Raw genomic sequence first — 19,729 nt, 5'->3', positions numbered from 1 at the left:
TAAGGTCTGGTCAACTACTGTGCCTAAAGCAATAATTACTATTTCTACAGATAATATGAAATCTGTAACAATTGCAGATTTAATTTTAGTTTTTTCTAATGCCAATATTTCAGCTTCACTTAGTTTATGATCTAAGCTATTTACTCGCTCTTTAGGTTCGTGAGGCACAAAGTACTCAAAGATTTTCTCGGCACCTTCATAGGCTAAGTACACACCTCCTAAAACCAAAACCACAGTTACTGCCCAAGGTAAAAATGCGCTTAATAAAAATGCAAGAGGCAAAATAATAAGCTTATTTAAAAAAGAGCCTTTAGTAATTGCCCACAACACTGGTAGCTCTCTCGAGGATACAAATCCAGAAGCTTTTTCTGCATTAACCGCTAAATCATCACCAAGAATACCTGCCGTTTTTTTAGTTGTTATTTTAGTCATTGCAGCAACATCGTCCATTAATACTGCGATATCATCTAATAATGCAAAAAAACCTGAAGCCATAAAAATTACTTTTTTCTAAATTAATAAATAGGTAAGAATTAAATAGTTTTGCTCGAAAGCAAAGACAAAATAATATATAATAAGATTATTAAAGGTATTGCAGCATAATGTAATACAACAAGTAACACAATACTTAACAGTATAAAAATATAGCGCATGCTATTATTTTTAAAACTCCAATCCTTAAATTTTAAAGCAAATAGTTTTATAGACGAATTTAGCAAATAACAACTCACAACCGTTAAGCCAATTAAAAACCATTTGTTAAAAATTATGGCATTCATTGTATCGCTATTTTGAAATTCCATAATCATTGGTAATGACAAAATAAGCAAGGCATTTGCAGGAGTTGGCAAGCCTTTAAAATAGCTTTGTTGGTCTTCGTCTATATTAAATTTTGCTAGTCTGTAAGCCGAAGCTAACGTAATACACAACCCAATTAAAGGAATTATATTAAACTCTAAACCAGACCACTGCATAGTTTCCGACCAATCGCTTGTAATATTAAACGCTTTTTTTCCACAAGCAAACTCTAACAATTTAACCATTACAATTCCTGGCACTAAGCCACTAGTAACCATATCTGCAAGTGAGTCTAATTGAACTCCCAAGGGACTTTGCACATTAAACTTGCGCGCAAAAAACCCATCGAAAAAATCGAAAAAGATACCCAAAAACACAAATAATGTAGCTAATACAAAGTGATTATGTACTGCAAAAATAACGGCTATGCTTCCGCAGAAAAGATTTAGAAGCGTTATAAAATTAGGAATATACCTTTTAATATTCATTAGTCTATTTTTTGTAAAAATACTAAAATCATTATTTGGTATGGTCATAAATTAAAAACAATACATAGTAAGATGCAATATAGTATTGATTTTGAAGTTTAATATATAGAAAAATTATAGCATCTTTGTAAAAAAATTGTACTTGAAAAATTATTTCATCTTAGGGTTTTTAACCCTTTCATTTGTTTGTTATAGCCAAACCGTTAGAAAATACTCTAACGAGTTTATGAATATTGGTGTAGATGCAGCAGCTCTTGGTATGAGTAGCGCTGTTACTGCTAGCACTAACGATGTTAACGCTGGGTATTGGAATCCTGCTGGATTAGTTCACGTAGAAGATAAACAATTAGCACTAATGCACTCTAGCTATTTTGCTAACATTGCAAATTACGATTATGCTGCTTTTGCAATGCCTTTGGACGACAGAAGCACTGTAGCCTTATCCTTAATTAGATTTGCAGTAGATGATATTTTAGACACCACACAACTTATTGATAGTGAAGGCAATGTGAATTACGATCGTATAAACTTATTCTCTACAGCAGATTATGGATTAACATTTTCTTACGCACATAAATTACCTGTACAAGGATTAAATTATGGTGTTAATGCTAAAGTAATTAGAAGAATTATAGGTGACTTCGGAAATTCTTGGGGTTTTGGTTTAGATGCTGGAATACAATTTGAAAGTCAGAATGATTGGAAATTTGGATTAATGGCAAGAGATATTACTACCACGTTTAACTCTTGGAATTTTGATGAAGATAAGTTTGCACAAATACAAGGCGCTGTCGAAGGCCAAAACCAAGAGCTCCCAGAAAAAACAGAAATAACCATCCCTAAATTACAACTTGGTGTTGCCAAAAAACATGTATTTCACTACGACTATTCCTTATTGGTAGAATTAGATATGAATGTGCGTTTTGCCGAAACTAACGACATTATATCCACTTCTGCATTTAGTATAAATCCTGCTTTAGGTTTTGAATTTGGCTATATAGATATGGTTTATTTACGTGGAGGTGTTGGTAATTTCCAAACTGAAAACGATGGTGAGGACGATCGTTCTACATTTCAACCAAATTTTGGTTTAGGCTTTAAATACAAAGGTATCCAAGTAGATTATGCGTTTACAGATATTGGCGATCAAAGTGCAGCTTTATATTCTAATGTGTTTTCTTTAAAATTAGATTTCAGTATCTTTAGATAGTTTATTTTTGACTTATGAAATCTACTTTACTAGCACTAACTTTATTATTTTTAACGTTCTCCTTATTCTCACAAAACCCTAATCTAACAGAAGATTCTGAGATTAGCATTCTTACTTTTGGCGCAGGAACAAACTTAAACGATGCCTTTGGACACAACGGAATTAGAGTAAAAACTCCTTATGTAGATATTGTTTACGATTATGGTCGTTTCGATTTTAATGCTCCTAATTTTTACACCAATTTTGCAAAAGGAAAACTTTTATATTGGCAAGGTGTAAGTAATTATAGAGATGTTATTCCGTTTTACAAAAGTCAAAACAGATCTATAAAAGAACAAGTATTACAGCTTTCTACTGAAGAAAAACGTACTTTCTACACCTTTTTAATTACTAATTCTAAACCAGAAAACAGAGAGTATCTTTACGATTTTTTTTATGATAATTGTGCCACAAAAATTAGAGATGTGACACAAAATGTAACCACAGAAACTATTATTTATAAAGAATTTAAAACGGAAGAAGCAAAAACATTTAGGGATTTAATACAAGAGAATTTAAAGTGGAATACTTGGGGAAGCTTTGGTATTGACGTCGCATTAGGCTCTGTAATAGACCAAAAAGCTGCTCCTTACAATTATATGTTTTTACCAAAATACATACACAGTTTTTTTGAAACTGCTACTTACGAAAAATCTAAAACACCACTAGTTAAATCGTCTCGTACTATTTATGCAAAAAAAGAAACTGAGAATTCTGGTTCGTTTTTTACAAGTCCGCTTTTTGTATTTCTACTATTAGGTATAGGCATTATTTTTATAACTTATAGAGATTATAAGAATAAGAGAAGAACCGTTTGGTTAGATGTTACAATTTTCAGCAGTACTGGAATTATAGGTGTTTTATTACTATGGTTATGGTTTGGTACAAATCACACTACAACAGCTCACAATTATAATTTGCTTTGGGCATGTCCTTTAAGTTTACCATTTATTTTTCAGCTTTTAAAAGCCACACCAAAAAACTGGTTTAGAGGTTATTTAAAGTTTTTAGTCGTAATGCTCTGCCTTATGGTTTTACATTGGTGTGTTGGAGTACAACGCTTTGCGCCTGTTTTAATACCTATTGTTATTGCTTTATTTTTAAGATACGTGTTTTTGATTAAAACATGGAAAGCTGTTTAATTATCAGTTATCAATGAAAACTGAGACTGAGTACTGCGACTGCGACTGAATACTGAATACTGCGACTGAATACTGAATACTGAATACTGAATACTGAATACTGAATACTGAATACTGAATACTGAATACTGAATACTGAATACTGAATACTAAATACTAAAAACCAACCTACTGTCCTCTAAAAAACAAAACAGTACTCAATGTTTTTACTATAATATTAAAATCTAAAAAGAAGCTTCGGTGTTTTATATAGTATAAATCGTATTGCAATTTCACTAAACTATCGTCTATACTAGAGCCATAGCGTGCTTTTACTTGAGCCCAACCTGTAAGTCCTGGTTTTATAATATGTCTGGTTTCGTAAAAAGGAATAACTTGCGATAACTCATTGACAAAATGTGGTCGTTCTGGTCTTGGACCAATTAAACTCATTTCGCCTTTAAGAATATTTACAAATTGAGGGATTTCGTCAAAACGAGATAATCTTAAAAAACGACCAAATCGAGTGATTCTTGCATCGTTTTTTGTTGCCCAAACTGCTCCAGCAGTTTCAGCATTTTTAACCATTGTTCTAAACTTTAAAATACTGAAGGTTTTTCCGTTTTTTCCAACACGTTCTTGCGAATAAAACAATGGACCTCTATTGCCAAAAGCATTTCCTATAAGCACTATTGGTAATAAAAAAACACCTATAATTATACCTATTAATGATAAAAGAACATCAAAAATACGTCTGTAGGCTAAATACAGTTTATTTTGATTGCTTCGGCTAAACGGAAAATATTTGTAGAAATCTTTCCCAACAAATTGTACAGGAACACGATAAGTAATTTCTTCGTAAACACGTGTATATTCTTTAATTGGGAAACCTCTCTCTAAAAGCCTAATTAAATTATTATAAATTTCAGAAGTAATTGTTTCAGAATTATAACTGGCTACAACTATTTCTGTAATCCCTTCTTCTTCAATTATAGTATGGATGTCTTCTGGCTTATACTCTGTTATTCCTTTGTATTTAATGGCGTCTTTTTTTTCAACTTCGCAATTAATAAAACCCATTATTTTATAATTTGGATCTGCTTGTTTAAAGGCATTAACAATGCTAGCAATATTAGAGGTTTCTCCAACAATAAGTACTTTTCTAGAAAATCGAACAGAGGTTATAAAGGTAATATAAGCCCAACGCCAAACTGCAAGTGCCAATAAAATAGCCAAATAAAAATAGACGATTTGAAGTCTGTTTTCTGGTAATGTAGGCGTTAAAAATGGTGTTAACAAATAAAATAAAACTGTTACCGAAGCTGTAAGAATAATGTTTGGTAAAACCGATTCTAAACGACTTGATTTTTGTAAATCGTAAAGCTCAAAAACAGTCCCAAAAGCTAAGATATATAGTGACAAAACAAGAGTACATGTCCAATTTTGAGCAGAAAATGTAAAATAATCGAAATCAAACACATTACTCACTAAATATAATGAGCCAAGAATAAAAAGCACATCGAAAATACGTAGTAAAATCTTACGTTCGGAGATATTAAAATGAATACTACTTTTAGTCATTTATAGTATGGAAGAATTGCTGTAAATATAATAAGTAATTAGAATTTAACACCAGAAAATCTATTGCAATGTAATTATCCAAAGTTTTTTTACTGCGTTCCACGCAAAGGATTCCACTGTTTTTCTTGAATTTGAAACTAGATTTGCAAGTAATTCTTTATTGGTTTTAAGCTCTAAAATAGCAGTCACAAATGCATTTGCAGTGTTTGGAGGTACTAGAAGTCCGTTTTTTTTATTGGTAATTAAATACGGAATCCCTCCAACATTTGTAGTTACAATAGGTAATCCTAATGCCATAGCTTCAATTACACTCACAGGCATGTTATCGAAATTTGTAGTGTTTATAAATACATTATAATCTTTTGCCAAAGCAATCCATTGTTGTTTAGGTAGTTTGCCTGTAAATTTAACTTCTACATGTAAAGACTTTGCATAATCTTTGGCTAGTTGTAATGCGCCATCATTTTCTGGACCAACCATACAAAGCGAGGCTTTATGACCTTGTTTTTGTAATTGTGACAAAACATCGATTGCCAAATTAGGATTATATAATTTAGAAAATGAGCGTACCCAAAGCAGTTTAATCTCCTCTATTTCCCTTGGTTTAAACTTGTAATTTTCAATGGCAATAGAATTAGGAATCACTTTTATGTTTGTAAAATTATAGTCCAAAAAGTGTTTTTTTGTATATTCTGAAGGTGCAATATTTACAAAAGCATTTTTAAAAATAGAAGCGCTTAATTTTGGATTGTTTTTAAGCCGTTCTGGTAGGTTCCCTCCATGTAAAATAGGAACATATTTTAAGTTAAGTGTATTGCAAAGATTACTGCACAAATAGGCATAATAAAAATTTTGTGTACTGTAAGTGTCTATTAGCACAAAATCTGTTTGTTTTCTGTATTTAAAAATACAGCTTAGCATATCTAAAATTCGTAGTACTTTATTGGTTTTACTAGAGGCTGTTTTTACAGTGAACCCTTCCGAAGCCAAAAATTTCCCTAAGGTTTCAATAGAGGTTACAGTTTTGCCTTTGTGCGATAATTTGTTTCCTATGTATATGAGGTTTTTCATTAAAATTTATAGAGAATTAAATCATCTTCTTTATGAACGATTTCTAAATTATAATTAGGATTGTAGGTCACATAATAATCAACACCCAAAGACTTTAAATATAGCCAGCGTTCTTCCTTTGTGCTTAAAGATTTAATATGTTGTTTCTTTTTATACCAATCAATTAACTTTACGGGATTCCCTTCAATAAGCATTGATGCACCTTTATTATCAAACATTACTGAGCGTTTAGAGGCACTTCTATACATAAAATCTCCATATATAATAGCATCAATTGGTGTGTTCTCTTCTATATATTTTGCCATCTTATCTTTTGTAGGATTTCCTGCTTTAGATGGTTTACTAAAACTTAAATTAAAAGGAAGGACTTGCGAAAAAATATCGTTTCCTAATAGTGGTATTGAACGCATTAGTGTTGTTTTTGAAGTTATTAAAATCAACACAAAAACCGACACCAATACTGGAGAAAACCAAGTATGTTTTATTTTTTTTGCTCCATAAACCAATAGTAATAGTAATGCGAAATAACTTGGTACGATGGCTACCTTTTGTAATCTAATTAATTGAAACGATAGCCTTAAATTTAAATTAAAAACACTATTAATAAAACGTTCTATATACACGCTTAATAATGGAAGTGTAAACAACAGAAGCGTTAAAACTACTATCAACTTTGCCTTTTTAAACAAAATATAATTGTTTTTAGCGACTAGCAACAAAATTAATGTTGGTAATATTAATAGTATGGTATAATTAGAAAACCAACGCTTTAAAAAAGCACTTGGCTGAGTAAAGATATTAGGAATTCTATCGTTAAAAGCAGCATTAAAATCCAACAAACTATAATTAACTTCTGCTGAAGTTTTCCCGAAATAAGTAAAAACAAAAGGCAACATACCTAATATAATTACGCCTAAAACTTGAATAAATTTCAATACACTAAAATGCGTTCTATCATAAAAATAACTATACAATAAAACATAAAGTATAAATAGTAAAATGCCACCTAAACCTGTAATAGGATGACAATTAAAAATTAATCCAATTAAAAAAGCAGCGAGTAAAACATTTTTAAAAGGTTTAGACAGTATTAAAAACGGAATTGGAAATAAGGCAATATAAAGTGTTCTTGGCATCATTGACCAGAGACCAGAAATGCCCCAAATCTCAAAACCTGGTAACCAAACAATACCTCTAACAAGCAAGGAAACTAATAAGGCTAACAAAAAGTGCTTACTGTACTTGTAAAACATTAAAAACCAAAGTACACCAAATAAAAAATGGCAAATCAAGCTCATAACGTTTAACGCTTGCAAGTAATCATAATTTGTAAACTTTGCTATAAACCGAAGCGGTTGTACAAAAAACGGTGTGTAATATTTTACATTATTAATATCATCTACAAATAAATCGTGTTTATACAATTCTGGATTATCAAACTTTTGTGCAACAGGAATTATGTTTAATAAATCTGAAGACAATTCGCTAAAACCAGCATCTAAATTTTCTATAAAAAAGCCAATAGCTATGACTAAATTAATAACCACTACCAATAGTGTTTTTTGTAGTGTTAATCGCATTGTTATAGAGATTTAGGCGCTTTAGTAATGTCGTAATGTATTGCTTGTAATACTAGCTGAAAACCAAGTATTGTTGTCAATGTAATTAACATTATAGTTCCTGTAGGTGCAAAAATAGACAGTGATGAGTAATACCACCACGTATATAAACCATAAATAACACCAAACATAAATAGCGGAACGCCTAATAAAAGGTAAATTGACGACATATTAAAATCATACAAAAAATAGCTTTTTATTATGCGTTTAAAAAAGGTTTTAACCAGTTTTGGCAAAAATACAAATGGCATTTTCCAAACACTCATACTCGATTTTTCGTCGCCATATATTGCTGGCATTGGAATATCTTTTATACGTGCTTCTTGGAAATAAAGCTCTGCAATTAAAGAGGTTTCAAAATAATAGCGATTTGCTATATTACTAAAATCCAAGGCTTTTAATGTGGACACTTTTACAGCAAAAAACCCATTGGTAGGATCAAAATTATTCCAATAACCTGTGGCGACTTTAGTTAAAAAAGTAAGCACTAAATTACCTGCTTTTCTAACAAAAGGCATTTTTTTTAAGGCTTTAAAATCCCTAAAGCGATTTCCTTTTGCATATTCTGCCTTAGCACTAATTAAAGGCTCTATTAATTGACTAATGTAGGTAGTATCCATTTGATCGTCTGCATCAACTTTTACAACAATATCAATATTATCTGTTATAGCTCGCTGAAACCCTGTTTTTGTTGCTCCACCAACACCTAAGTTTTTGTCGTTTTTTAACAATCTCACTCTAGAGTTTTTAAGTAAGTCTTCTCTTGGTAATGGCTCAGGACTACAATCGTCCACAACATAGATTATAGACACTATTTCTGGTAACTTATTCACCACATCAACAATATGCTTTGCTGCGTTGTAATATGGAATAACTACTGCTATTTTATGATCATTTATCATTTTTAAAATAATATCGTGGTACTATTAAAAGTACAGTTATTAACAGGAAAAAGCCTAAAATACCAAAAAGTGGTCTGTAAATATAAAGATGCTCTCCAAAAAACAAAGTCACAGCCATAGAAACAATAAGTCCTCTAAGTATTGTTTTTAAATGTTTCGCTCTTCCTAAATTTATAAAATAATAAGAAAATAACCATCTAAAATATAAAAACACACCAACCAAACCCACTTCATTTATTAGTGTTAAATATATATTATGAGCAGAAGACCCAATTAGCATCCTATTATTAAAACCAACTCCAAAAGGAATTACATAAGGACTTTGTAACAAATATTTAATATACATTAAGGATAATCCTTTTCTACCAGAACCTAAATCTTCATAAAGCAAATCTACATCGACAGAGCCTTCTTGTAAAAGTGTAGGGTCTGTTATTTTATTAGTTACTCTATCGTCAAAAACATTAGTTACTAAATCTACAACACCTAAATTAAAATAAATGGCTATTGCTATTGCAAATACAATAACCATAGAAAATTTTAAAAACTTCCCAGTGTTGGTTATTAAAAAATAAACTGCAAACACTCCAACACCTAAATATGTTGTTCTAGAACCAGACAAAGCAACAATAACTGCACTCATTAACAAAGCACTTAACAATAAAATTTTATTGACTTTTATCCCTTTTTGAATATACACAGCGATGCAAAGCATAAACGACATTAGCATAATCATACCTGTAACAATTTTATTTGGACCAAAAGTGCCAGATAAAAATCCGTTATAAGCACGTCTGTATTCTTCGGCCCATAAAAAAGGAACTAATCCTGTGTGTTGTCCAATAATAACCAAACCAGAGGCAATAATTAATATAAATATAATATGTAGTGTGTATTTATAATACTTACTGTTTTTTAATAAAATTGAAAAATAAAGCGCTGTTAAAAAGAAGGTTACAAAATGAAAATAATACAATACAGATTGAAGAATTATTACTGTTTTAGAATTATAAACAGCAAATAAAATAGTAACAAAAAATGTAATTAAACACCAAAGCATAAAAGATTTAAGGAGTCTAAACTGTTTTATACTATTAATGTAATACTTTAAAATTGAATAGTTTTTAATAAAAACAAAAAGAAGCACTATACCACAAACATCATACAATCTAAACTCATTATCACCTGTTAAACTGTACTTAATTATTGGGAGATTATAAAAATAAGACACCAACATAAGTGCCAAAGTCACCTTTACATAAAAGGGCTTTACTATGCGCTTTAATTTTATATTTAATATCTCTTCTTTATTCACTACCTATAACATTTTATAGATTTCTACTATTTTTAAAACCACTGCTTTAGCCGAAAAATTTAAATGTACACGCTCAAAGATATGCTTTCCAGCTTCAATAGCATCTTCTCTATTTTCAATATAAAAATTAATTGCATTAGATAATGCTTCAATACTTTCTGCTTCAATTAAAAACCCTTCTTTTTTAGTTGGTATAACCTCTTTACAATTGCCAACGTTAGTTGCTACAACTGGCATTTTATTTAACCCATATTCTAGTAATGCTATTGGTAACCCTTCGGATTTAGAGGATAACACTGCAATATTACATTGTTTGATAATATATGTGATATCTGGTTGGCTTCCGTAAAAAAACACCTGATTTGCAAGCTTCAACTCTTCAACTTTTAATTGTACTGCTTTAGCATAATCATCTTCAAAATTTTTACCAACACAATGCAACGACCAATCAGGATGTTTTTTTGTGATTTTTTTGAAAGCTTCTAGTAACGTAAAATGATCTTTTTGAGGTCGCAAATTTGCCAAATGAAGAATTCGTTTTTCTGCTTTACCCTTTAAATTGGTTTGTGGCTTAGTAGTGTCTGGCACTGCAAAATTGGGTAAATAACTTACACTTTTTGCTTTAAGCTTTTGCTTTGCCCAAACTTCTAAAGTTGTATTTACTGAAAAAATATGAGAAAAATACGATGCACATTTTTTTAATATTTTATGGTTTCTTTGATCTAAAAACTCACTCTTCCCATAGTGATCGTGCCATACTAACTTTATTTTTTTATTTTGAAGTTTTATAATAGTAGCTAAAAAGAAAGAGGTTGAATGTGCATGAATTACTGTAATTTTATTTGCTTTTATAAATTGATTTAGCTTTTTAATAGCTTTAAAATCTAATGTTTTAGTTTTATTTAATAACAAATAGCCAACAGATGTATCCAAGCTATTTTTTAATAAGCCTTCCTGTCTGGTTGCACATAAAAAAGAAGCCTCAACATAAGGCACTAAGCCGTTAGCAATATTCACTGCTACGCGCTCTGCTCCTCCTGTTTGTAAACTATCTATTAATTGTAAAACTCTCATTATTATCAATTATCAATTATCCGTTGTTAGTTATCATTTTTCACTCTTCACTTTTAACTTTTAACTTTTCACTTTTCACTTTTCACTTTTCACTTTTCACTTTTCACTATTCACTCTTCACTACTCACTACTCAACAATTTAACCAACTCCTTTTCAAAAGTATCTAAAGTATAATTTTGAGACCATTCTGTTGCTAATTGCGACATCTGTTTTAACTGTTCTATAGTTTCTAATTGGTTTGTTATGGTTTCTACTGCTTCGTCTAAATTAGGTGTTATTAAAATACCTCTTTGTCCATAATCCAACATATAAGGCACACAAGATATTGCTGTTGCTATTGGAATGACACCAAAAAACATAGCTTCTGCAATGGCTTTAGGCCAACCTTCGGATTTAGAAGCTAATATTGAGAAATGTGCCAATTTTAAATGTGTTTTAATGACTTCTTTATCTTGGTTTCCATGTAACTTCACACAATGTTCTAGCTTATTGTTTGTAATATACGCTTGTAATTCTTCTCTTAAAACACCATCGCCAAAAAGGTCTAATCGTACTTGTTTCCCTAATTTATGAAGCTGTTCAATAATTTTAATGGTTAATAAAGGACGCTTACCTTTAACCAAACTACCTACAAACACAAATTTTAATTCACCAGAATACTCTTTTGGAGCTATGGTTTCAATTTCAGAGTTTTTAAACGTTGCCGTAAAAAATGGTTTAATATTTTTAGATTGATTTTTCCATTGTCCATAGACTAAAACAGACATGTTTTTAGTCCAAAACGTACTACTCAATATCTTTTTTTGCAGTCTATAACTTAGAGGTTGCTTACTTTTAGGATCCCAATTTCCAGCATATTTCGCTGTTTTTATTTTCTTAGGAAAAAAAACTTGCGCAACACATCCTAACAGTCCAATATTTCCAGGACAGCGTAAATGAATATGATCTGCACGACTGCAAGCCGCAAAAATTTTAAAAAGAATAAAAGGTATTGAAAACAAAGATATTAATGCCTTTTTAAAACTAGTAAATGCAATAGAAGGGATTTTGTTTAACACAATTGAATCGTGCTTATACGCCATATTAATCGCTGTAACTTCATCTTCTATTTTAGGTGCAACGATTTCAACCTCATCGACATGATTTAACCATAAATTCATTTCGCGAACATAAGGTGCGTAAGCATACAGCAAACCATTTTGCTGTTTATGTAAGGTATGTGAAATGATTAAAAATCGCATTAATTCACTTTGGGTTTATTAAAAATTAGTGACCACCAACCTACTACTCTTCCTAAGCTTTCTGTAAACGCAGCTTTTCGTTTTTTGGAGGTGAGAATATTAGTCATTCGTATTTTAGTTAACACAATAGCTGTGGCATGCCATTTTAGTTTTGCATTAAAAGTAGGTTTTGGATATTTTACACGCCAAACATACCAACCATTTCGCATTACCATTTTACCATATTTAAATTGATTTGGTCTCCCAGAATCGTTGTGGTAATGGTATAATTGCGCATTTGTATTCACATAAAGTTTGCCTTGCTTTGCAATGCGCAAAGCAAAATCTGCATCTTCATACAAGCCATAACCTTCAAAATAATTAGAGAAACTTAAACTGTCGAATACCATTTTTTTATAGGACGAAACGCCTCCCATTATTTGTTCTACTTCGTATAATTTCCCAGAAGGTGGTAAAAAACCAACCGAACGTCCATGCGCAAATGTTGGCAAAAAACCAGGTTTGGTATCTGGCAACAAACCAAACCAACGTCTTACTTTAAAACGTGAAGGTTCGTTTCGCATCCAACCATCAAAATAAAATTTACTGCTATTTTTTGTAGCATCTGCTTGTTCCCAATTCACTTCATTTACAATATAGCCACCAATCGCTAATGCTTCTGGTTTTAGCTTATAGCTTTGTATTAATTGCTCAAAATAATCTGGTTTTAGTACAATATCATCATCTAAAAAACAAATGATTTCAGACTGATTTTGCACGCGCTCAATGCCAAAATTTCGTTGTTTAGTTAATCCGCGTTGTTCATCGTTAACTTTAAAATATTTTAAATTTGCAAACGTATTCGTTTTTAAAACCGCTTCCGTTTCGGTATTTGTAGAGCCATCGACAATAATAATTTCATTTGGGTACAGCGTTTGCAATGCCACAGACTTCAACAAATCAACGATTGGTTGTGGTCTCATATAAGTACATATTATTAATGAAAACTGCATACGCTTAACGTTCCTGTATTTTTTTAGCCCAAAGTTCACTTTGGTGCCATTGCTTTTTAAATTGTTTTAAATAACGAAATGGATTTTTAGTTTTTTGTAATTTATAATATTGAAAAAACAGCTTTGTTTTATATCCTAAAACCTGCTCTTTAGTACTGTTTGTGATTCTATTAAGCATTACTGTTGGCGAGGGTTTTGGTTGAGTTTCCTCTGCTTCCCAAGGATGAACAAATGCTGTTCTAAAGCCTCCAATTGGTGCTTTTAAATGCAAAATTTGAAGTTCTGGACAGTAAATAATATCTGCGCCTTTATTACGTAATTGCATTCCAAAATCTACGTCTTCGCCATAACCAAACTCTAAAGCCATATTAAATTGTACTTGCTTTAAGTACTTAGAGGCAATGACGCTACTTCCTGCTCCAAATGTGGTCCATTGTACTGGTTTTGTATAGTATTCGGTTTCGTTTTTTTGAAGATAACTCATTGTTACAGCACTCAAACTCAACTTTTGCATTGTATGTATCACTTTCTCTAGCAAATCATTTCCAAACTTATTATCATCGTCTGCTAAATACACATAATCCGAAGTTACTTTTTGTAAAGCCAAATTTCGAGCATTACAAGCACCAGTTTGGTGTATAAACTGATGTATAATTTTAAAAGGCCAAGTTTGGGTTGTAATAAAATCTAATTCCGATGCGCTACCAATTTCATCATTTTGCTCAATAACAATAACCTGTTTAGGTAACAGCGTTTGATTGGCCAAATCTTTTAGTACTTGATGTACGTAGGTTTTACGTCCTAATGTTGGAATAATAACATCAATCGTTTTGTTCTCTATAGTTGCTGGTGTTAAAGGCTCTAAATCAAAAGATAATTTGGCTTTTTTCTGTTTTCTAAAGAGAGTATTTAAAAAGGAAAACAGTGGGAATTTACTATCGTAAACCACAAAATTAACCAATAACATAAACGACCAAACGCCTTTATAATGTTGCTTTACAAACTTAAATAATTCATTTTTTGATGCGTATTGTTTAGACTTTAGGCTTTTATTGTTTAAAAGGCTAGGTACCGAATAACAAAACAAGCCTTGAGGCATTCCTAATTTAGCAATGCTATTTAAATTATATTCAAAACTGTTGTTAAAATCAATATGCTTTTTAAATTGAATAAGTTGCGAACCATAAATAGCACCAACAATACTACTCATTAACCACGTTGGATAGGTTACGTTTTTGTTTACTTTTAGGAAAGGGGAATCTTCCACATAGCCAATTTGTGCTTGTAAGTAGTTATGTTCACTAAAAGACAACATCGTATTTTTTAGTAGAAATGATTTAGAAATAGCATCGACATTTACGTCATCTTTAACCTCTTGATTGCACCACACTAAAATACGTTCTGCATACAGATTTGCCAATTCAAACAAAGCCAATAGTGGTGAGGTTGCAATTACCTGTAGTTGCGTATTGGATTGTAAATCTAATACTTCAACAACACGATTGGAATGGTGTACTAAAAGAATCATTTATTTACTATCGCTTTATAATAGGCTATATTAATTTCTGCATTTTTCTCAATATCAAACAGTGTTTCCACTTTTGTTCTTGCAGCTTTTCCAATAGTTGAGCACAAGGTTTCATTGTTTAACAACTCCAAAATACGTGAGGCAAACTCACTAATTTTTGTAGGATGTACTAAATAGCCATTTATTCCATCGTCTATTAATTCTTTAGCCCAACCAATACTAGTATTTACTACTGGCTTTTGTAAAGCCATAGACTCAATGGTTACCATCCCTAAAGTTTCGGCAAAAGAAGGAAATGTACACACGTGCGCTTGTTTCATGTGCTGTTGCACATCGGAATACGGTATTTTTCCTAAATACTTGTGGTTTGCTTTAGCTTCCGCAGAAAACAAATTTTGCATCAGATTATATGTAGAGGTTTCTCCTGTTTTTAAATCTGGAGCATCACCTCCAATTAAAATTAGTTGTGCTTTTGGATTCGCTTTAACAATGGTATTAAAAATTTCCGCTAGCTCTAAAACGCCTTTTTTTCTTATTAATGTTCCAATATAAAGTATTGTGTTTCTATTGTAAGTATTAGGTGTTTCATTTATAAAATTTTCTAATTGCAAACCATAATGTATGGTTTTAATCTTCTCTTTTTTTAGTCCAAAAATAGCTTGTGTTTGCTCTCCTGCGTAAGTTGTTGGAGCGATGTAAGCGGCTGCTTTTAGTAAAGCCGATTTTTCAAACACGAAATTTTTAAACTTTTGTTGGCGATTATCTAACTTACAAAAATAGGCATCACTACCATGAAATCTAATCACTAAAGGGATTTTAAAACGCATAAACGCTGTGATTCCTGTCCAGTCTGGCGCTTCTAATAGATCTATTTTACTCTCTTTTACTATCTGCTTAACATAGTTCTGAATGTGTTTTCTATAAAAATACCATGTAAACAATGTAAACCGTTTCTTTTTAATTAAATGAATGGTTACACCTTGATCTAAAAAAATAGCATCTTCATTTTGATTGTACACAAAAACTGTAACCTCAACGCCTTTTTTGACTAAAGTGATTGCCAAGTTTTTAATGCTCGTAGCAATACCAGCAGCATAATTTACTCTGGCATGTGGATATTCGGGTGTGATGTAACCAACTTTCATTTATACTATTTTATCAAACATTCTAAAACTTCCATAACCAACTAAGGCTATAAAAACTATGTAATTTACTAGGAATAATTGTTGTGGTATGAGATTGTTTTTCTCTTTATTATGATACCATATTAATGTCATTACAAAAACTGGTGCAAACCAACGCAACTCTACATAAGAGATAATAATTAGCGAAAAAATACAAAGCATTATAACTAAAGCTGCTGGAACAAATAGCTCGTACTCTACTCTTCTGTGTTTTAAAAATTGTCTTAACGGAAGGACTAATAACAACACAAAAATAAATCCTATTTGACGAAATGTTGCTTTAGAGGAATAAAGAAGGTCTTTAAAAAACTCTTTAGCTGTGAGCTTTACATTAAACAACATCCCATTTAAAATCCCAACAGGCAAAGCGTCAGTGCCATTTTTATCAATATATGCTTGTGTTTCTTTCCAACTTGGATGCCCACCATTTTCAATAGCTCCTTCATTAACCAGTAATTGAGCTAAATACTGTCGTTGTCCCCAAGTTACGTTTAAGGCTTTTGGAGGTGCTTTTAAATCGTAGGATAAGTGTTTATTGGCTTGTAATGAAGGCATATTAAAACCTAATAAAACCACTAGTGTTAAACCAGCTATTTTCCATTTAAACTGAAAATAGGCTCTGTGTTTATAAATTATAAATAGTGCAATTACAATTACTGGTAAATACACTAGAGTTAGTGCTCTTGTAAAAAACGCAATTAATAAAGCCGAAAAAGCCAGATTGCTGTTGAAGGATTTATTAGTGTATAATTGAAACACTTCATTAAAAAACACTATTAATCCTACGTTAAATAAGGTGTCATTAGTGCCATAAAAAAAGAAAATCGTGGTACTTAAATAAAATAAAAAATAGCTATAAAATGATAATGACGCTTTATTTCTCCTATATAAATAATACGCTAAACCAATAGTTAAAAACAAACTCGTTAAACGTAATGCGATATAATTTTTGAATAGTAAACTTAATGGATAAGCCAATAGTAAATACGGAATGGATATGTTTTTAATAATTGCAAAACTCCACCCTTTGGTTTTTATAAGCTCTAAATCGTTTATAAACAATAGCTCATCGCCTCGTCCTGGAGGAATATTAAAAATATAGATAGCAGTAATTATAGCATAACTAATTACACCAATACCAAATATCCATTTTAATAGTTGTTGCGCTTTATTCATTAAACAAGACTAAATTTTTTACAACATGTTCTGGGTTTAACTCAATATACATAGGTAATCTTAACAAACATTGTGTAAATGTATCACTATTTGGTAACGCTCTACCATCATGTTTATCTTTATAATAAGCACTTGCATGTAAGCTTAAATAATGGAATACAGCATGCACTTTATTGGCTTTTAAATGTGCAATTAATTTTGCACGTTGCGTTTCAGATTGGCAAACTAAATAAAACATGTGTGCATTATTAGTTTCATCCTTTGGCTTTTGCATAAGTTGGATGTTATTATTTTTAGACCACTCTTGTAAATGGTTGAAATAGTAATGCCAATGTTCTAATCTTTTATTTTGAATAGTTTCAATATTTTCAATTTGCGCATATAAAAACGCTGCAATAATTTCTGAAGGCAAAAAGGACGAACCAGTATCTACCCAACCATATTTATTAACTTCTCCTCTAAAAAACTCTGCTCTGTTGGTTCCTTTTTCCCAGATTATTTCGGCTCTGCCAACAAAACGCTCATCGTTTATAGCTAGCAAACCACCTTCGCCAGAAATAATATTTTTAGTTTCATGGAACGAAAACGCAGCCATGTGACCAATGCTACCTAAAGGTTTTCCGTTGTATTTAGAGCAAATGGCTTGTGCAGCATCTTCAATTACTATAAGGTTGTGTTTATTTGCTAATTGCATAATTGCATCCATATTGCAAGCAATACCTGCATAATGCACTGGCACAATCGCCTTTGTTTTTGCTGTTATTAAGGCTTCTATTTTAGACGCATCTATATTTGGGTTATTGCGATAAGAATCTGCAAAAACTACTTTTGCACCTTGACGTATAAAAGCTAATGCTGTAGATACAAAAGTGTAACTTGGTATTATAACCTCGTCACCAGGTTTAATATCTGCTAAAATCGCACACATTTCTAAAGCATCTGTACAGGATGTGGTAAGCAAAGCTTTTTTAAACCCAAATGTCTGCTCAAAATACGTATGGCATTTTTTAGTATAATCTCCATTTCCTGAAATTTGTCCACGTTTAACCGCATCCTCAATGTATTGAGTTTCTTTTCCTGTAAGGTATGGTTTGTTAAATGGAATCATGTACTAATTTCTTAAACGTTTGTGTTTTTACTATTTACGTTATATAATTCTGTTCCTTTGGGAGAATACACTCCATTTTTTACTGTATTTTTTTTGATAATTGCTCCTGCTCCAACAATACAATTCTCCTCAACAATAATATTATCTCTTACAGTTGAATTAATGCCAAGAAAACAATTCTTTTTTATAGTGGCTCTACCAGAAACACTAGAGCCTGGAGCCATAAAACAATGATCGTTTACTGTTGAATGATGAGAAAGTATAGCATTACTCCATAGTACACAATTACTCCCAACTGTAGCGTAAGGCTCTACAATGGCATTTGGAAAAATAAATGAATTTTCGCCAATATGGTCTTGATTCCATACCTGAGCAGAAGGATGAATATATGTAATACAGGTAAATTCCATTTTTTTTATTTCGAGAAATAACCGTTCTCTAATTGTGTTAATTTGATTAGGTCCAACCGCCACAAGTACACTTACTTCTTCTGGATTAAATTTACCCTTTATATCTTCAAAATTAAATATTGGCAACTCATTAAAATCTCTTAAAACTCTATACGCAGCTTCTTCTGCAAAACCAATGATATCGTATTGATTAGACAGATAATAATATGCCATTTGCGCATAATCTCCAGTACCAATAATTAAAAGTTTTTTCATATTACTTATTAATATAAATTGTCATTTCATAAAGGTCATAATTATGATCGACAATAAAATTTCTTGACATATTCTTTGTTATAAACGCAGTTAAATCAGACAATGAAGGATAGTATAAACGGTCGTAAGTCCAATCTACATGCTCAGTCATACAATTAAAAACAATGCCATTATTACTCTTTTCGTACATACTCACTAGATTGTTGTAAAAGAATGTTTTCCAATCTGATGCATTTGCTTCTAATTTAGCATTAAACGTTCCTGAAGCGATCACATAATCAAATTTTAAAGCTTTATCTATTGTATTTAAATCGCCTAAAATTGCTGTGTTTTCTCCATAATTCTGGTTAGAAGCCTCTACCATTTCTTTCATGATATCTAAACCTCGATAATCGCATTCTAAATTCTTCTTTTTGCAAAAATTGAGGAATTCACTACTACCACAACCAACATCTAAAATTGATGGATTATTTTTAAAATCGATATATTTTGCAATAATTTCGAATCTTAAATACTGAGACGCTTCGTCCTTCCAATCCATACCTTCTGCTGTAGCTCCAAAAGACTTAAACTTATCTTGATAGTATTTTTTTATGTTTTTTAAATCCATTACTTA

At 31.3% G+C, this 19,729-nt stretch carries 18 protein-coding genes; 2 read left to right on the top strand and 16 right to left on the bottom strand.

Features of this window, described 5'->3' with window-relative positions:
- The coding region (locus ACVC5O_RS05145) for a DUF808 family protein (protein WP_452220401.1) at positions 1-495 on the bottom strand (495 nt) is incomplete at its 3' end.
- 38 nt (positions 496-533) lie between these two features.
- The gene (locus tag ACVC5O_RS05140; RefSeq protein WP_452220400.1) at positions 534-1,286 is read right to left on the bottom strand and encodes a CDP-alcohol phosphatidyltransferase family protein; all 753 of its coding nucleotides are present in this window, start codon (positions 1,284-1,286) and stop codon (positions 534-536) included.
- A gap of 142 nt (positions 1,287-1,428) precedes the next feature.
- Here ACVC5O_RS05140 and ACVC5O_RS05135 point away from each other — a divergent pair, with 142 nt between their 5' ends.
- Both ACVC5O_RS05135 and ACVC5O_RS05130 read left to right on the top strand, forming a co-directional pair.
- Positions 1,429-2,496: a putative type IX sorting system protein PorV2 gene (locus ACVC5O_RS05135; RefSeq protein WP_452220399.1), complete on the top strand. Its 1,068-nt coding sequence runs from the start codon at positions 1,429-1,431 to the stop codon at positions 2,494-2,496.
- A 14-nt stretch (positions 2,497-2,510) separates the two neighbouring features.
- A complete protein-coding gene (locus ACVC5O_RS05130) occupies positions 2,511-3,677 on the top strand; it encodes a lipoprotein N-acyltransferase Lnb domain-containing protein (protein WP_452220398.1) in 1,167 nt (388 codons plus the stop codon).
- A 168-nt stretch (positions 3,678-3,845) separates the two neighbouring features.
- Here the strand turns inward: ACVC5O_RS05130 and ACVC5O_RS05125 are convergent, their stop codons facing one another.
- From ACVC5O_RS05125 to ACVC5O_RS05060, 14 genes are all read right to left on the bottom strand, one after another.
- Positions 3,846-5,237 (bottom strand): sugar transferase, encoded by a 1,392-nt coding sequence (locus ACVC5O_RS05125; RefSeq protein WP_452220397.1) that lies wholly within the window; start codon positions 5,235-5,237, stop codon positions 3,846-3,848.
- Positions 5,238-5,297: 60 nt separating this feature from the next.
- Positions 5,298-6,308, bottom strand: a complete 1,011-nt coding sequence (locus ACVC5O_RS05120; RefSeq protein ID WP_452220396.1) for a glycosyltransferase family 4 protein — start codon at positions 6,306-6,308, stop codon at positions 5,298-5,300.
- On the bottom strand, positions 6,308-7,888 hold the full coding sequence (locus tag ACVC5O_RS05115) for a hypothetical protein (protein ID WP_452220395.1): 1,581 nt from the start codon (positions 7,886-7,888) through the stop codon (positions 6,308-6,310). Before ACVC5O_RS05115 ends, ACVC5O_RS05120 begins: the two co-directional genes overlap by 1 nt.
- A gap of 2 nt (positions 7,889-7,890) precedes the next feature.
- A complete protein-coding gene (locus ACVC5O_RS05110; protein ID WP_452220394.1) occupies positions 7,891-8,829 on the bottom strand; it encodes a glycosyltransferase family 2 protein in 939 nt (312 codons plus the stop codon).
- Positions 8,819-10,144 (bottom strand): O-antigen ligase family protein, encoded by a 1,326-nt coding sequence (locus tag ACVC5O_RS05105; RefSeq protein ID WP_452220393.1) that lies wholly within the window; start codon positions 10,142-10,144, stop codon positions 8,819-8,821. The genes ACVC5O_RS05110 and ACVC5O_RS05105 overlap by 11 nt, the downstream gene beginning before the upstream one ends.
- A 3-nt stretch (positions 10,145-10,147) precedes the next feature.
- Complete coding sequence (locus ACVC5O_RS05100; protein WP_452220392.1) at positions 10,148-11,218, bottom strand: glycosyltransferase family 4 protein; 1,071 nt, start codon at positions 11,216-11,218, stop codon at positions 10,148-10,150.
- A gap of 120 nt (positions 11,219-11,338) precedes the next feature.
- Positions 11,339-12,460, bottom strand: a complete 1,122-nt coding sequence (locus ACVC5O_RS05095) for a glycosyltransferase (RefSeq protein WP_452220391.1) — start codon at positions 12,458-12,460, stop codon at positions 11,339-11,341.
- Positions 12,460-13,452, bottom strand: coding sequence for a glycosyltransferase family 2 protein (locus ACVC5O_RS05090; RefSeq protein WP_452220390.1), 993 nt, complete (start codon positions 13,450-13,452; stop codon positions 12,460-12,462). The genes ACVC5O_RS05095 and ACVC5O_RS05090 overlap by 1 nt, the downstream gene beginning before the upstream one ends.
- 4 nt (positions 13,453-13,456) lie before the next feature.
- On the bottom strand, positions 13,457-14,980 hold the full coding sequence (locus ACVC5O_RS05085) for a glycosyltransferase family 2 protein (RefSeq protein ID WP_452220389.1): 1,524 nt from the start codon (positions 14,978-14,980) through the stop codon (positions 13,457-13,459).
- A complete protein-coding gene (locus ACVC5O_RS05080) occupies positions 14,977-16,125 on the bottom strand; it encodes a glycosyltransferase family 4 protein (RefSeq protein ID WP_452220388.1) in 1,149 nt (382 codons plus the stop codon). The genes ACVC5O_RS05085 and ACVC5O_RS05080 overlap by 4 nt, the downstream gene beginning before the upstream one ends.
- A complete protein-coding gene (locus ACVC5O_RS05075; RefSeq protein ID WP_452220387.1) occupies positions 16,126-17,340 on the bottom strand; it encodes a hypothetical protein in 1,215 nt (404 codons plus the stop codon).
- On the bottom strand, positions 17,333-18,448 hold the full coding sequence (rffA, locus tag ACVC5O_RS05070; protein WP_452220386.1) for a dTDP-4-amino-4,6-dideoxygalactose transaminase: 1,116 nt from the start codon (positions 18,446-18,448) through the stop codon (positions 17,333-17,335). Before rffA ends, ACVC5O_RS05075 begins: the two co-directional genes overlap by 8 nt.
- An 11-nt stretch (positions 18,449-18,459) precedes the next feature.
- Positions 18,460-19,113: a NeuD/PglB/VioB family sugar acetyltransferase gene (locus tag ACVC5O_RS05065; protein WP_452220385.1), complete on the bottom strand. Its 654-nt coding sequence runs from the start codon at positions 19,111-19,113 to the stop codon at positions 18,460-18,462.
- Between the two features lies 1 nt (position 19,114).
- Positions 19,115-19,723, bottom strand: a complete 609-nt coding sequence (locus tag ACVC5O_RS05060) for a class I SAM-dependent methyltransferase (RefSeq protein ID WP_452220384.1) — start codon at positions 19,721-19,723, stop codon at positions 19,115-19,117.
- Positions 19,724-19,729: the final 6 nt, after the last annotated feature.

The sequence above is a fragment of the Lacinutrix salivirga genome, from assembly GCF_053604675.1.
The sequence above is the reverse complement of the archived record's forward strand: the minus strand, read 5'-3'. Positions and strand labels throughout refer to the sequence as shown.